This window comes from Acidovorax sp. KNOB132, assembly GCF_057541515.1.
In genome coordinates this window covers 22,491-36,648 of the sequence record NZ_BAAJYT010000022.1, presented here as the reverse complement: position 1 = coordinate 36,648, position 14,158 = coordinate 22,491, and the positions used below count along the sequence as shown (strand labels likewise).

General features: G+C 68.1%; 11 protein-coding genes. 6 read left to right on the top strand and 5 right to left on the bottom strand.

The genetic code is table 11. From position 1 onward, the window contains the following. Positions 1-196: 196 nt before the first annotated feature. From AC27IO_RS05980 to AC27IO_RS05970, 3 genes are all read right to left on the bottom strand, one after another. On the bottom strand, positions 197-1,267 hold the full coding sequence (locus AC27IO_RS05980; protein ID WP_498737869.1) for a GTP pyrophosphokinase: 1,071 nt from the start codon (positions 1,265-1,267) through the stop codon (positions 197-199). Between the two features lie 126 nt (positions 1,268-1,393). Further along, a complete protein-coding gene (dusA, locus tag AC27IO_RS05975) occupies positions 1,394-2,389 on the bottom strand; it encodes a tRNA dihydrouridine(20/20a) synthase DusA (protein ID WP_498737867.1) in 996 nt (331 codons plus the stop codon). A gap of 208 nt (positions 2,390-2,597) precedes the next feature. Continuing rightward, positions 2,598-3,038, bottom strand: coding sequence for an Lrp/AsnC family transcriptional regulator (locus AC27IO_RS05970; protein WP_498737865.1), 441 nt, complete (start codon positions 3,036-3,038; stop codon positions 2,598-2,600). Between the two features lie 174 nt (positions 3,039-3,212). On the opposite strand from AC27IO_RS05970, the gene AC27IO_RS05965 reads away from it, so the two are divergent. Together AC27IO_RS05965 and xopAP are read left to right on the top strand one after the other, a co-directional pair. After that, on the top strand, positions 3,213-4,334 hold the full coding sequence (locus tag AC27IO_RS05965) for a saccharopine dehydrogenase family protein (protein WP_498737863.1): 1,122 nt from the start codon (positions 3,213-3,215) through the stop codon (positions 4,332-4,334). Between the two features lie 382 nt (positions 4,335-4,716). Further along, the gene (gene xopAP / locus AC27IO_RS05960; RefSeq protein ID WP_498737861.1) at positions 4,717-5,697 is read left to right on the top strand and encodes a XopAP family type III secretion system effector; all 981 of its coding nucleotides are present in this window, start codon (positions 4,717-4,719) and stop codon (positions 5,695-5,697) included. A gap of 41 nt (positions 5,698-5,738) precedes the next feature. On the opposite strand, the gene AC27IO_RS05955 is transcribed toward xopAP, so the two are convergent. Beyond that, on the bottom strand, positions 5,739-7,817 hold the full coding sequence (locus AC27IO_RS05955) for a sensor domain-containing diguanylate cyclase (RefSeq protein WP_284431141.1): 2,079 nt from the start codon (positions 7,815-7,817) through the stop codon (positions 5,739-5,741). A 162-nt stretch (positions 7,818-7,979) separates the two neighbouring features. After that, entirely contained in the window at positions 7,980-8,615 is a 636-nt protein-coding gene (locus AC27IO_RS05950; RefSeq protein ID WP_284431140.1) for a GntR family transcriptional regulator, read from the bottom strand. A gap of 124 nt (positions 8,616-8,739) precedes the next feature. Between AC27IO_RS05950 and scpA the strand changes: the two genes are divergently transcribed. From scpA to AC27IO_RS05930, 4 genes are all read left to right on the top strand, one after another. Next, positions 8,740-10,905, top strand: coding sequence for a methylmalonyl-CoA mutase (gene scpA, locus AC27IO_RS05945; protein WP_284431139.1), 2,166 nt, complete (start codon positions 8,740-8,742; stop codon positions 10,903-10,905). A 61-nt stretch (positions 10,906-10,966) separates the two neighbouring features. Beyond that, positions 10,967-11,431, top strand: a complete 465-nt coding sequence (locus AC27IO_RS05940; RefSeq protein ID WP_498737857.1) for a GNAT family N-acetyltransferase — start codon at positions 10,967-10,969, stop codon at positions 11,429-11,431. Beyond that, the gene (gene meaB, locus AC27IO_RS05935; protein WP_498737855.1) at positions 11,428-12,585 is read left to right on the top strand and encodes a methylmalonyl Co-A mutase-associated GTPase MeaB; all 1,158 of its coding nucleotides are present in this window, start codon (positions 11,428-11,430) and stop codon (positions 12,583-12,585) included. The genes AC27IO_RS05940 and meaB overlap by 4 nt, the downstream gene beginning before the upstream one ends. Before the next feature lie 33 nt (positions 12,586-12,618). Then, on the top strand, positions 12,619-14,151 hold the full coding sequence (locus tag AC27IO_RS05930) for an acyl-CoA carboxylase subunit beta (RefSeq protein WP_272569492.1): 1,533 nt from the start codon (positions 12,619-12,621) through the stop codon (positions 14,149-14,151). Positions 14,152-14,158: the final 7 nt, after the last annotated feature.

Genomic DNA, 14,158 nt, shown 5'->3' with positions numbered 1-14,158 from the left:
ATATGTTGCAGTGCAAATATAGCAGTACAACGCAACCCCTGTATGGCGTGAAAGTACTGACAAACGAGTCACTTATGCGACAAATGGAAACAATTGTCGTGTGACGGCAGGCTGTTTGTTGCTATTAAAATATAGCACCATGCCTAGTGATGATTGCGCTGAGGGCTGTTTTGGTGGTCGGTGCCTGGACGTGTCGTCAGGCCTGTTCTTTCAGCCATGCCTCGAACGCCTCGCGCGAACTGTTGCGCAATGCCCGTCGGAACGTGGTGCGGTCGCCCAGGTAAAGGCAGTGGCGGATGACCGTGTAGGCGTTGAAGCTGCCCTGGGGGTTGTGGTCCTCGAAGTGCTGCTTGTAGCGTTTGACGGTGCCGATGGTGGCGCGCATCAGGGTGTTGAAGCGGGCCCGGGTGATGGTGGGCGACCATGCGCGGATGTCGTCCACGAACAAGTCCACCTTGTGCGGCTCGAAGTCCTGGTCCTTGAAGAAGTGGTTCGCGATCTTGAGGAACGTGAACGCATTGAGCTCGCTGCCCGGCGCCTGCGCCTTCTCGGCGGGGGCCGACTCCAGGTCGGTGTCGTCGTCGGGTTCGGCGGTTTCGTCGGGTGCCTGCCGCAGTTCGGCCTCGGTTGCGTCGCGGATCTGCAGGAACTCGCGGTCGGCCAGCTCGAACAGGGCCGACAGCACGTTGATGCGCCGCTTGAGCTGCCCGGGGATCGATTTCTTGTACTTGATCTTGTGGTCCAGCACGCTCCAGGAGTCTTGGATGATCGTGCGCACCTGCAGCTCGAACGGCTGGTGGGCATAGGCCGCGTGTTCGGCCAGGGCTGCCTGGGTCGGCGTCAGCCGCAGGTCCAGGTGCAGGCCCTTGTAGCCGAAGGAGTCCTCGGTGCTCTCCACCGCCGTCACCTTGTCGGTCACGTCGATCACGTCGAAGTGCGATCGCACGGCCTGCGCCACCTTTTCCAGTTCGTCCTCGTACAGGCACACCACCCGCACGCCGATCAGGTCGGTGATGTAGGGGCGGATTTCGTAGGGGGTGTTGCTTTCCTCCAGCGCCGCGCGGTATTTGCGCGAGAACTTGTTCACGCATTCGCGGCGGTCCTTCACGCGCCCCTCGACCTTGGTGATGTCCAGGTGGGGCGTGCGCGAGAGGATGGCCTGCAGCAGCGCCATATAGGAGGCGCAGGCGTACTGCAGCGCAGGCAGTTCCTGGGCATAGGCGGCTTCGAAGCCTTTTTCTTCCCGGGAGAAATCGAGCGAGGGCATGGGCAAAAAGAAACGGTGCTTGAGGGCGATGGCCTCCACGGCGGGCCACCGTCCGAGCCGCCATCGTAGTCCAACTGCATTGCCCGGGCCCGGTGCCCGGAACGGCGCCGGCCGTGCCGGCCGGATTTACCGCGTGGCCGCCAGTTCGGCCGAGGTGTCCAGGGCGGCCGGGGCGTCGGAAGGCGCGCCGCGCTGCGGCGCCTGCGCGAGGGCCATCACCTCGTGCGCGGGCAGGCCTTTCAGCCGGTGGTCGCTCCACACCTGCCGCCAGCGACGCGCGCCCGGCAGGCCGTGGCGCAGCCCCAGCATGTGGCGGGCGATCGAATACCAGTGGGTGCCATGCAGCGCTGCCTCGCGTGCCATGTAGTCCACCATCGCAGCCTCGACCCCCTCACGCGTGAGGGCGTTGTCGGCGGCGCCGAAGTAGAGCGCGTCCCAGCGCGCGAGCCACCAGGGGTTGTGGTACGCCTCGCGCCCCACCATGGCGCCATCGACCCGGCCCAGCGCATCGGCCACGGCCTCGTCGGTGGCCAGGCCGCCGTTCAAGGCGATGGTGAGGTGCGGAAAATCGGCCTTCAGGCGCTGCACCACGTCGTAGCGCAGCGGCGGGATCTCGCGGTTTTCCTTGGGCGACAGGCCCTTGAGCCAGGCGTTGCGCGCATGGACGATGAACACGTTGCAGCCCGCATCCGCCACGGTGCCGATGAAGTCGCGCACGAAGCCGTAGTCTTCGCTCTGGTCGATGCCGATGCGGTGCTTGACCGTGACCGGCACATCCACCACATCGACCATGGCCTTCACGCCGTCGGCCACCAGTTGCGGCTCGTTCATCAGGCAGGCGCCGAAAGCGCCGCGCTGCACGCGCTCGCTGGGGCAGCCGCAGTTGAGGTTGATCTCGCCGTAACCCCACTGCGCACCCAGCCGCGCGGCCTGGGCCAGATCGGCCGGCTCGCTGCCGCCCAGTTGCAGGGCCACCGGGTGCTCCTCGGCGTTGAAGCGCAGGTGCCTCTCTACGTCGCCATGGATCAGCGCGCCGGTCGTCACCATCTCGGTGTAGAGCAGCGCATGGCGGCTCAGCAGGCGGTGCAGGTAGCGGCAGTGGCGGTCGGTCCAGTCCATCATGGGCGCGACGGACAGGCGCCAGGGACTGTAGGGAGCGGTGGATATGGGCACGGACAGAAAAAGCGGCAGGCAGGGGAGACAGGGCTGGGGGAAGGGCAGGGCGCATTATCCCATCGGACCGGGGAAGACGGATTCAAAGGGAAATGCGCCCATGCCGGCGGATTGATTGCCTGTGTTGCTATGCAATCAGGAGCAAACGGCAGCGCCTTCAGTCGCCTGCGCCCCGCCGGTCGATCTTGCGGCTGAGCACGATGCTGGTCTGCGTCTGGTGCACGCCCTCCAGCTGGCCGATGCGGTCGAGCAGCGCATCGAGCTGTTCATGGCTGGTGCAGCGCAGAAACACGAGGTAGTCGAACGCACCGCTCACGGCCGAGACCTCTTCCACCTCCGGCAGCGCACCGAGCATGCGCAGCACCGCCGGCGAGGCCTTGGGCAGCACGCTCAGGCTGCACCAGGCGCGCACGGCCTGCGCCTGCAGCGGCGCTCCCAGCCGCACGCCGTAGCCGGCCACGATGCCCTCTCGCTCCAGCCGGGCGATGCGCGCGACGACGGTGGTGCGCGCCAGGCCCAGGCGGCGGGCGAGCAGCGCGGTGCTTTCGCGCGCGTTGGCTTGCAGCAGGCTGAGCAGGCGGCGATCGGTGTCGTCCATTTCGGTGGCTATGGCGGGGTCCTTTGGAACAGGGCTGCGAATGCGTCAGTCATTTTCGTCGTTTCGGCGAATGAATGAAGCAAATACGACGTTTTGCACGCTACACATCGACAGCATCGGCGCCTAGCATGGCTGCATCCATCCCTTCGTTGCAACCCCCTTGAGGAGACCGCCATGCCTTCCACCCCATCGACCCATCGCATCGCCATCCTGGGCGCGGGCCACATCGGTTTTGCCATGGCCGTGCTGCTGCAGGAGGTGGGCGAATACCAGATCACCGTGGCCGACCGGGACCCCGAGGCGCTGGCCCGGGTGGCGGCGCTGGGCGTCGGCACCGTGCTGCTGCAGGACGATGGCGCCCTGGAGGCGGCCGTGGCCGGGCAGTTCGCCGTATTGAATGCGTTGCCGTTCCACCGCGCCGTGCCGGTGGCCACGCTGTGCGCCCGCCACGGGGTGCACTACTTCGACCTGACCGAAGACGTGCGCAGCACCCAGGCGATCCGTGCCCTGGCGCAGGACGCCCGCAGCGTGCTGATGCCGCAGTGCGGGCTGGCGCCGGGCTTCATCGGCGTGGTGGGCAACGATCTGGCGCGGCGCTTCGACACGCTGCACGACCTGCGCATGCGTGTGGGCGCGTTGCCGCGCTACCCGCTGGGCGCGCTGCGCTACAACCTGACGTGGAGCACCGAAGGCCTCATCAACGAATACTGCAACCCCTGCGAAGCCATCGTGGACGGCCAGCCTACCACCGTGGCGGCGCTGGACGGACTGGAGACCTTCGCGCTCGACGGGGTGGAATACGAGGCCTTCAACACCTCGGGCGGGCTGGGCACCCTGCCCGAAACCTGGGCCGGCCGGGCCCGCCGCATGGATTACCAGTCGATCCGCTACCCGGGGCACTGCGCCATCCTGAAGCTGCTGCTGAACGACCTGCGCCTGCGCGACCGGCGTGACCTGCTCAAGGACATTTTCGAGGCCGCCATTCCGGCCACCGAGCAGGACGTGATCGTGGTCTTCGCCAGTGCATCGGGCCTGCGCGGCGGGCGGCTCGTGCAGGACGCGTACTCGGCACGCATCGTCGGCGCCACGGTGGGCGGGCACGCGCTGAATGCCATCCAGCTGACCACGGCGGCCAGCATCTGCGCGGCACTGGACCTGGTGGTGCAGGGGCGGCTGCCGCAGTCCGGGTTCATCCGGCAGGAGCAGATCGCGCTGGGGGATTTCCTGGGCAATCGCTTCGGCCGGGCCTATCGCGATCACGCGCTGGCGCAGGCTGAAGGGGCAACTGCCGTCTGAACCGGAGCGAAGATGGACCGGGGACGGAGAGGGCTGCGCAGTTCGCGGGGCGGCATCTCGGTTCGCCCACGGTCGCTCCGGACCGCGGCGGGCGCAGTGGAATACCGGCCTCGGTTTCCTCCTCCATTCCATGCGCCGGTGCCAGGGTCTGCGCCCAACCCCCCGCCCGCGTGCATCACCCGCGCACCTCTGATCGATGACCACGGCATTTTTCCGACAGCCACTTCCAGCGACGGCACCGCCGCATTCGGTGGGCGCGCCCACTCCGCAAGGCCCTCCACCCGGTGCCCCGGTACGCATCCCGATGCGGCACAGCACCGCGGGGCCGTTGCACGGGTTGGCGGTTCAACGGCCGCCGCGCCTCTCTACCGGCTCCGGGCCGATGCGGGCCCGTCTGGAGGCCCCAACGGTGATCGACATGGCCTCGGTCGATATCGCCGATGCCCTTTGGGTGGTCGATCTGCCGCACGCCGGCGGCGCCCGCAGCCTGCCGTCCAGGGCCACGCAGGCCTTGCAGCGGGCGGTGCTGGAGGGCATGCGGGATTTCGCGGGGCAGGCGTACACCGTGGATTTCGACGAGATCACCGGCCGGGGCGGCATGCGCTTCGCCGCCGATCAGTCCAGCGCGGCCACCAAGTGCTGGGACCACCTGGAGCACCCGCAGGTGCTCGCGGTCGTGCTGGGGTTTGCCGGCACACGCATGGAAGACCGCGACGATCTGATGTGCGACCTCAAGTCGCAGATTCCCCGGCCCCATGCCAATCCGCTGGACCCGGGCCTTCCTGACCTGGGACAGGTGGGCAGCGGTTGGCAGGAGCGGTGGCATGCCGAAGCGCTGGCGCCGCGTGCCAACGGGCTGGATCTGGCTGGCCTGCTGATGCGCTATGCCGGCATGGCGCGGGACAGCGGCAAGGCGCTGTCGGTCTCGGTGGTGGGACACAGCCTCGGGGCGGCGGTGGCCACTCTGGCCAGCTTCGACATCGCGCATTTTCTGGACGCCAACGGCGCGCGTGGCAAGGTCAGCACCTACGCCTTCAACCCGCCGCGCCTGGGGATGGAGGCCGTCGCGCAGCGCTACGTCGCCCCGAAGACCGCAGGGGGCATGGCCTTCGCGCTGCGCCAGTTCACCCGGTCGCTGGACCCGATCCAGTCCATGCCGATGCTCATGCACCATCCGGGCTGGGTGGCGTCGGCACAGCCAGGGACCTACTCCGCGGCAGGCAATCCCCGGATCGTCACTTACCAAGACCGATGGGCGGACCGGATCAACCTGTCCGCCAACCACGAGCTGCCCCAGTGGCAACCCGTGATCGCATCGGCCATGCATCCGGTGGACCTGGAGCACCTCTTCAGCGCGCCGTAGGGGCAGGAGCGGGAGTCGCCACTGCCGCCGGCGCTTGGCACCTAGCGGCCGGATGCGTAGAGCGGCGCCTGCACCATGGGTTCGGCGCCCTGGAACCGTCGGCAGTGGTTCTTGCCGTTCTGCTTGGCCTCGTACATGGCGTGGTCGGCCTGGCGCAGCAGCAGGTCTGGGTTGTCGCCGTCCAGCGGGTAGATGCTCAGGCCGATGCTGGCCGAGACGAAGCCCTGGCCGTGCGGCAGCGGCACGGGTTGGTGCACGGCCTGCAGCACCCGTTCCAGCAGGGGGGCGCAGTCGTCGGGGGACTGCAGCCCGCCGATCAGCAGCACCATTTCGTCGCCGCCCAGCCGCGCCAGCGTGTCCTCGGCGCGCAGATGCGACTGGATGCGCCGGCCGACCTCGATGAGCAACTGGTCGCCGGCGGCATGGCCGTGCTGGTCGTTCACGCGCTTGAAGCCGTCGAGATCGAGATAGCACACGGCCAGCAGTTCGCGGTGCCTTTGCGCATGGGCGATCGCCAGCACCAGCCGGTCGGCCAGCAGGCGGCGGTTGGGCAGGCCGGTGAGGCTGTCGTACAGCGCGATGTGCTCCAGCTCCTGCTCGTGCGCCTTGATCTGGGTGATGTCGCTGATGACCACGATGTAGTGGTGCGGGTAGCCTTCGTCGCCCAGCACCGCCGCGATGGACACGCGCTGCGGCAAGGCCCCCTGCGGGCTGCGCCCGAGCAGTTCCCCCTGCCAGTAGCCCTGGGCCTGCACGGCATGCCACACGCCAGGAAAGTCAGGGTGGGGCGCGGCGGCGTAGAGCGTCTGCACGTGGCGGCCGAGGACTTCGGTGCGGGACTCGCCCATCATCCGCTCGAACGCGGGATTGGCATCCACGATGGCACGCTCGGCGTCCAGGATGAGCACCGCTTCGTAGCTGTGCGCGAACACGCTGGCGGCGATGCCCAGCCGCATCTCTGCTTCCTTCACGCCGCGCAGGTCGGTGACGAACCCCACGAACATCGGGCTCCCGGGCGCATCGGCGCGCCCGATGGCCAGCCGCAGCGGGAAGGTGCTGCCGTCGCGGTGCAGCCCCAGCACCTCGCGGCCCGTGCCGATGATGCGCGCCTCGCCGGTCTCCAGGTAGCGGCGCAGGTAGCCGTCGTGGGCGGCGCTGTCGGGCTGCGGCATGAGCATGCGGATGTTGCGGCCCAGCACGTCGGTGGGCGGCCAGCCGAAGATGCGCTCCGCCGAGCGGTTGTAGCTTTGGACCGTGCCTTCATGGTCGATGGTGATGATGCCGTCCACCGCCGTGTCCACCAGGGCGCGCAGGCGCGATTCGCTGCGGCGCACCTTGCGGTACATGTCGCGGTAGCGGATCAGGCCGTTGGCCACGCCCGCGAAGATTCCCACCCCGGCCGTCACCAGCGCCACCATCACCGCGAGCGCCTGCGTCCAGGCGTGGCTGTCCGGCATTTCCGGGTCGGCCTGCCCGACGAAGCGGGCAGCCGCCATGGCGGTGTAGTGCATGCCCGAGATCGCCATGCCCATGATGCTGCCCGACAGCACGGTGGCCTGCCAGTTGGACATGCCGCTGCGCTGGTGCACCGTGAAGCGCACCCACAGCGCCAGCACGGCCAGGACGACCGCCACCACGATCGATGCGGCGAACCAGGCCGGGTCGTAGCGCAGGTCCGGTGCCATGCGCAGGGCTTCCATGCCGGCGTAGTGCATGGCGCCGATGCCCGCGCCCACGAGCAATCCGCCCATGGCCAATTGCCGCCCGGTGACCTCCTGGCGGGCCAGCACGGTGAGCGCCACCCAGGAGGCGGCCAGGCCCGGCAGCATCGACAGGAGGGTGATGCCCACGTCGTATTGGACCGCCACGCACAGGGTGAAGGCCAGCATGCCGATGAAATGCATGGCCCAGATGCCCGCCCCCAGCGCGACGGCGGAAGTGGCCAGCGCCATCGTGCGGTGCACCGGTTCGTGGGTCAGCCGGGCCTGCCCCGCCAGGTGCAGCGCGAGGGTCGACGTGGCCACGGCCACCGCGACCGACAGCAGCACCAGCCACGGATCGTGCTGTGCCACCAGCAGGTCGGCAGGGGACTCTCCCAGCAAGAAAAACCGCTCCAGCATGCAAGCTCCTCCCGTGTGTCACCGGCCTTGGCCGTGGGGGATGGCTACCGCACGCGCGCGGTGCCATCGTTTATGGACAACGGGTGCATCATGAAGGCGATATCCCTGCGGGGCAAGCGCCGGGTGTCTCAGGGGGGCGCGGCCCGCAGGCCGCGGCACGGCTCAGGCGGCAGCCTGCAGCCCGTTGGAGAAGTGCTCGCGCATGGCGCAGGCGGCGGCCTGCGCGTCGTGTGCCTGCAGCGCGGCCAGCACCCGGCCGTGTTCGCGCAGCGATTCCTCGATGCGGCCCTGCTTGAGCAGCGAGTTGTGGCGGTTGAGCTTCATCACCTTGCGCAGGTCGGCCACCATCTGGTTGCGCCAGCGGTTGTCGGCCATCTCCAGCACCCGCATGTGAAAGCGCTCGTTCACCGCGAAGAAGCGCTCGCGGTCGGCCACGCTGGCGGCCAGCTCGCGGTGCAGTCCTTCCAGCTCGCGCAGCTGTTCGGCCGTGGCGCTGGCGGCGACCACGCCGGCCGCATCGCTCTCCAGCAGCGCCAGCAGGTGGTACACGTCGCGCAGGTCCTTGTCGGACACCTCGGTCACGTAAGCGCCGCGGCGGACCTTCATCGTGACCAGCCCTTCGGCGGCGAGCACCTTGAGGGCCTCGCGCAGGGGGGTGCGGCTGATTCCGAACTCCTCGGCGATGCGCAGCTCGTCGATCCAGCTGCCGGGCTGCAGCTCGCGCCGAAAGATGCGCTGGCGCAGTTGCTCCGCCACCTCTTCGTAGAGGGCGCGGGGGGTGAGGGTGGCGGCTGACATGGCGGGAATGTACCGCAGAAAAACTATAAATTAATAATTACAGATTGGGTTAGACTCGCTTCACTGTGCCAAATCGTTGCAGCGCCACCGCGCTTTTCTCGCCACCCGTGAAGCCTTCCCAGATATGAGCAGCAACACCCCATTCCCCTCTTTCGCCCCCGCAGACCTCGCCGCGTGGACCCGGGCCGCCGCCAAGTCGGCCCCCGGTGGCGATGTCGCGGCGCTGAACTGGGTGACGCCCGATGGCATCACGGTCAAGCCGCTCTACACGGCCGAGGACACGGCGAATCTGCCTTACGCCAACACGCTGCCGGGATTCGAGCCCTACCTGCGCGGCCCGCAGGCCACGATGTACGCGGTGCGGCCCTGGACGATCCGCCAGTACGCAGGCTTTTCCACGGCCGAGGAATCCAACGCCTTCTATCGCAAGGCGCTGGCCGCCGGTGGGCAGGGGGTGAGCGTGGCGTTCGACCTGGCCACGCACCGCGGCTACGACAGCGACCACCCGCGCGTCACGGGCGACGTGGGCAAGGCCGGCGTGGCGATCGATTCGGTGGAGGACATGAAGATCCTCTTCGACCAGATTCCGCTGGACAAGGTGAGCGTGTCCATGACGATGAATGGCGCCGTGCTGCCGGTGCTGGCCGGCTACGTGGTGGCCGCGGAAGAGCAGGGCGTGCGGCAGGACCAGCTGTCGGGAACCATTCAGAACGACATTCTGAAAGAGTTCATGGTGCGCAACACCTACATCTACCCGCCCAAGCCCTCGATGCGCATCATCGGCGACATCATCGGCTACACGGCGCGGAACATGCCGAAGTTCAATTCCATCTCCATCAGCGGCTACCACATGCAGGAGGCGGGCGCCAACCAGGCGCTGGAGCTGGCCTTCACCCTGGCCGATGGCAAGGAGTACGTGAAGACGGCCATCGCCTCGGGGCTGGACGTGGACGAGTTCGCCGGCCGCCTGTCGTTCTTCTGGGCGATCGGCATGAACTTCTATCTGGAGGTGGCCAAGATGCGCGCCGCGCGCCTGCTGTGGTGCCGCATCATGAAGGCCACCGGTGCCAAGAACCCCAAGAGCCTGATGCTGCGCACCCACTGCCAGACCAGCGGCTGGAGCCTGACCGAGCAGGACCCCTACAACAACGTGGTGCGCACCACCATCGAGGCCATGGCCGCGGTGTTCGGCGGCACGCAGAGCCTGCACACCAATGCGCTGGACGAGGCCATCGCGCTGCCCACCGAGTTCTCGGCCCGCATCGCCCGCAACACGCAGCTCATCATCCAGGAAGAGACCCACATCACCAGCGTGATCGACCCCTGGGCCGGCAGCTACATGATGGAAAAGCTCACGCAGGACATGGCCGATGCCGCGTGGACCATCATCGAAGAGGTCGAGGCCATGGGCGGCATGACCCAGGCGGTGGACAGCGGCTGGGCCAAGCTCAAGATCGAGGCCGCGGCCGCCGAGAAGCAGGCGCGCATCGACTCGGGCAAGGACGTGATCGTGGGCGTCAACAAGTACAAGCTGCACAAGGAAGACCCGGTCGACATCCTGCAGATCGACAACGTGAAGGTGCGCGACGGGCAGATCGCGCGCCTGAAAGCCATCCGCGAAAAACGCGATGCCGCGCAGGTGCAGCAGGCGCTGGACGCGCTCACGGCCGCGGCGGAAAGCGGCGAAGGCAACCTGCTCGACCTGGCCATCCAGGCGATGCGGCTGCGCGCCACGGTGGGCGAGGTGTCCGATGCGCTGGAGAAGGTCTATGGCCGCCACCGCGCCGACACGCAGAAGGTGACGGGCGTGTATGCCGCCGCCTACGACTCGGCCGAGGGCTGGGAGCAGCTCAAGGCCGAGATCAACGAGTTCGCCGAGGCCGAAGGCCGCCGCCCGCGCGTGATGATCGCCAAGCTCGGCCAGGACGGGCACGACCGCGGTGCCAAGGTGGTGGCCACGGCCTTCGCCGACCTGGGGTTCGACGTGGACATGGGCCCGCTCTTCCAGACCCCCGAGGAATGCGCGCGCCAGGCCATCGAGAACGACGTGCACGCCGTGGGGGTCTCCACCCTGGCGGCGGGGCACAAGACGCTGGTGCCGGCCATCATCCAGTCGCTCAAGGACCAGGGCGCGGACGACATCATCGTCTTCGTGGGCGGCGTGATCCCGGTGCAGGACTACGACTTCCTCTACGAGGCGGGCGTCAAGGGCGTGTATGGCCCCGGCACGCCGATCCCGGCCAGCGCCAAGGACGTGCTGGAGCAGATCCGCAAGGCCTTCGCGGCATGACGACGGCGACCGTCGGCCGGGCGCCCGCGCGCATGGCATGGCGCCGCGTGGAGGTGCCGCATTGACCGCCCCCGCATTCACCTGGCATCCGGTGGCCGAAGCGGACTTCGAGCCCATGCTGGCGCTGCGCACCGCGGCCATGCGCGAAAGCCTGGAGCGCGTGGGCCGCTACACGCCCGAGCGCTCGCGCGAGCGGCTGCGCGCGGCTTTCACCCCAGAGCACATGCAGCACCTGGTCGCACCCGACGGCCGGCGCATGGGCTTCGTCACCGTGCGGCCCGAGGGCGGCCGGGCGCTGCGGCTGCAGCACCTGTACCTGCACCCGGACTGGCAGGGCGCCGGCGTGGGTGCCGCCGTGCTGGCCCAGGTGCAGGACCGGGCGCGCCGCGAAGGCGCCGTGCTGCGCGTGACCGCGCTCCAGCGCAGCGATGCCAACCGCTTCTACCAGCGCCACGGCTTCGTGCAGACCGGCGAGGAAGACGTGGACGTGCACTACGAGTGGCGGCCCGAAGAGGGGGTCGAATGAGCGCGCCCCGGCCTTCGACCGCTTCTTCTACGGGGGCTTCGCCCCATCGGCCACCTTCGGCCGGCGGCTGGCTGGACGGCATCCTCCACGGCGCCCAGACCGTGCAGCGCCGGGCCATGTCCAAGGCGATCACGCTGCTGGAGTCGACCCGCGCCGACCACCGCGCGCAGGGCGACGAGCTGCTCACCGCCTTGCTGCCGCACACCGGCCAGTCGTTTCGCCTGGGGATCAGCGGCGTACCCGGCGTGGGCAAATCCACCTTCATCGAAGTGCTGGGCCTGCACCTCATCGGCCTGGGCCACCGCGTGGCGGTGCTCACCATCGACCCGTCGTCCACCGTGTCGGGCGGCTCCATCCTGGGCGACAAGACCCGCATGGAACACCTGTCCATGCACGAGAAGGCCTACATCCGCCCCAGCCCGTCCAGCGGCACCCTGGGCGGCGTGGCCGAGAAGACGCGAGAGGCCATGCTGGTGTGCGAGGCCGCCGGCTACGACATCGTCATGGTGGAGACCGTGGGCGTGGGCCAGAGCGAGATCGCCGTGGCCGGCATGACCGACATGTTCGTGCTGCTGCAGCTGCCCAACGCCGGCGACGATCTGCAGGCGATCAAGAAGGGCGTGATGGAGATCGCCGACCTGGTCGTCATCAACAAGGCCGACATCGACCCACACGCCGCCACCCGCGCCGAGGCGCAGATCACCTCCAGCCTGCGGCTGCTCAGCCAGCACGGCAACCCCGAGCGCTCGCTGGGCCACCCCCGCCATGCGCCGGCAGCGGGCCACGGCGCGGTGCAGGCCGAAAGCGAGCCGGCACCGGCCCCGGCCGATGCCGCCCCCTGGCAACCCAAGGTGCTGCAGATCAGCGCGCTGCAGGGCCAGGGCCTGCAGGCCTTCTGGGCCGCCGTCAGCCAGTTCCGCCAACTGCAGACCGCCAGCGGCCGGCTCGCCCGCCGCCGTGAAAGGCAGGCCCTGGCCTGGATGTGGGAGCGCATCGAGGCAGGCCTGCGGCACGCTTTCCGCCAGCACCCCGAGGTGCGGGCGCTGCTGCCCACGCTGCAGGCGGACGTGGCGGCCGGGCGCATCGCCGCGTCCACTGCCGCACGGAATCTGCTCGCAGCACAAGAAAACTCCCGGCATACCGCTATTAAATAAATAGCAAAAGAATCACCACCGAAAGAGCGACCCATGCAAGACATCCTCGAACAACTGGAGCAAAAGCGCCAACTCGCCCGCCAGGGCGGCGGTCAAAAGCGCATCGACGCGCAGCACAAGAAGGGCAAGCTCACCGCGCGCGAGCGCATCGAGCTGCTGCTGGACGACGGCACGTTCGAGGAATGGGACATGTTCGTGGAGCACCGCTGCACCGACTTCGGCATGGAAGGCCAGAAGATTCCCGGCGACGGCGTGGTGACCGGCTACGGCATGATCAACGGCCGCCTCGTCTTCGTCTTCAGCCAGGACTTCACCGTGTTCGGCGGCGCGCTGTCGGAAACGCATGCCGAGAAGATCTGCAAGGTGATGGACCAGGCCATGAAGGTGGGTGCGCCGGTGATCGGGCTCAACGATTCGGGCGGCGCCCGCATCCAGGAGGGCGTGGCCTCGCTCGGCGGCTATGCCGACGTGTTCCAGAAGAACGTGCTGGCCAGCGGCGTGATCCCGCAGATCAGCATGATCATGGGCCCTTGCGCTGGCGGCGCCGTGTACTCGCCCGCCATGACCGACTTCATCTTCATGGTCAAGGACAGCAGCTACATGTTCGTGACCGGCCCCGAGGTGGTCAAGACGGTCACCCACGAGGAAGTCACGGCCGAGGAGCTGGGCGGCGCCGGCACCCACACCACCCGCAGCGGCGTGGCCGACATGGCGTTCGAGAACGACGTCGAGGCGCTGATGATGCTGCGTCGCCTGTACAACTACCTGCCGCTGAACAACCGCGAAAAGCCGCCCGTGCGACCGAGCAACGACCCGGCCGACCGCATGGACCGCAGCCTCGACACCCTGGTGCCCGAGAACCCGAACAAGCCCTACGACATGAAGGAGCTGATCACCAAGGTGGTGGACGACGGCGACTTCTTCGAGCTGCAGCCCGACTACGCCAGGAACATCGTCATCGGCCTGGCGCGCATGGAGGGTCAGACCGTGGGCATCGTCGCCAACCAGCCGCTGGTGCTGGCCGGCTGCCTGGACATCAAGAGCAGCATCAAGGCCGCGCGCTTCGTGCGGTTCTGCGACGCGTTCAACATCCCCGTGGTCACCTTCGTGGACGTGCCCGGCTTCATGCCCGGCACGTCGCAGGAGTACGGCGGCATCATCAAGCACGGCGCCAAGCTGCTGTACGCCTATGCCGAGTGCACCGTGCCCAAGATCACCGTCATCACCCGCAAGGCCTACGGCGGCGCCTACGACGTGATGAGCTCCAAGCACCTGCGCGGCGACGTCAACCTGGCGTGGCCCAACGCCGAGATCGCGGTGATGGGCGCCAAGGGCGCGGTGGAGATCATCTTCCGCGAGGACAAGAACGACCCCGCCAAGCTCGCCGCCCGCGAGGCCGAATACAAGCAGCGCTTTGCCAACCCCTTCGTGGCCAGCGCGCGCGGCTTCATCGACGACGTGATCCTGCCGCACGAGACGCGCAAGCGCATCTGCCGCAGCCTGGTCATGCTGCAGGGCAAGAAGCTGGAGAACCCCTGGCGCAAGCACGGGAACATTCCGCTGTGAGCGATGC

Excerpts from the sequence above, each read along its gene's own strand:
- AC27IO_RS05980 (WP_498737869.1), bottom strand. The coding sequence starts at position 1,267 with ATGCCCTCGCTCGATTTCTCCCGGGAAGAAAAAGGCTTCGAAGCCGCC.
- dusA (WP_498737867.1), bottom strand. The coding sequence starts at position 2,389 with ATGATGGACTGGACCGACCGCCACTGCCGCTACCTGCACCGCCTGCTG.
- AC27IO_RS05970 (WP_498737865.1), bottom strand. The coding sequence starts at position 3,038 with ATGGACGACACCGATCGCCGCCTGCTCAGCCTGCTGCAAGCCAACGCG.
- AC27IO_RS05965 (WP_498737863.1), top strand. The coding sequence starts at position 3,213 with ATGCCTTCCACCCCATCGACCCATCGCATCGCCATCCTGGGCGCGGGC.
- xopAP (WP_498737861.1), top strand. The coding sequence starts at position 4,717 with ATGCGGGCCCGTCTGGAGGCCCCAACGGTGATCGACATGGCCTCGGTC.
- AC27IO_RS05955 (WP_284431141.1), bottom strand. The coding sequence starts at position 7,817 with ATGCTGGAGCGGTTTTTCTTGCTGGGAGAGTCCCCTGCCGACCTGCTG.
- AC27IO_RS05950 (WP_284431140.1), bottom strand. The coding sequence starts at position 8,615 with ATGTCAGCCGCCACCCTCACCCCCCGCGCCCTCTACGAAGAGGTGGCG.
- scpA (WP_284431139.1), top strand. The coding sequence starts at position 8,740 with ATGAGCAGCAACACCCCATTCCCCTCTTTCGCCCCCGCAGACCTCGCC.
- meaB (WP_498737855.1), top strand. The coding sequence starts at position 11,428 with ATGAGCGCGCCCCGGCCTTCGACCGCTTCTTCTACGGGGGCTTCGCCC.
- AC27IO_RS05930 (WP_272569492.1), top strand. The coding sequence starts at position 12,619 with ATGCAAGACATCCTCGAACAACTGGAGCAAAAGCGCCAACTCGCCCGC.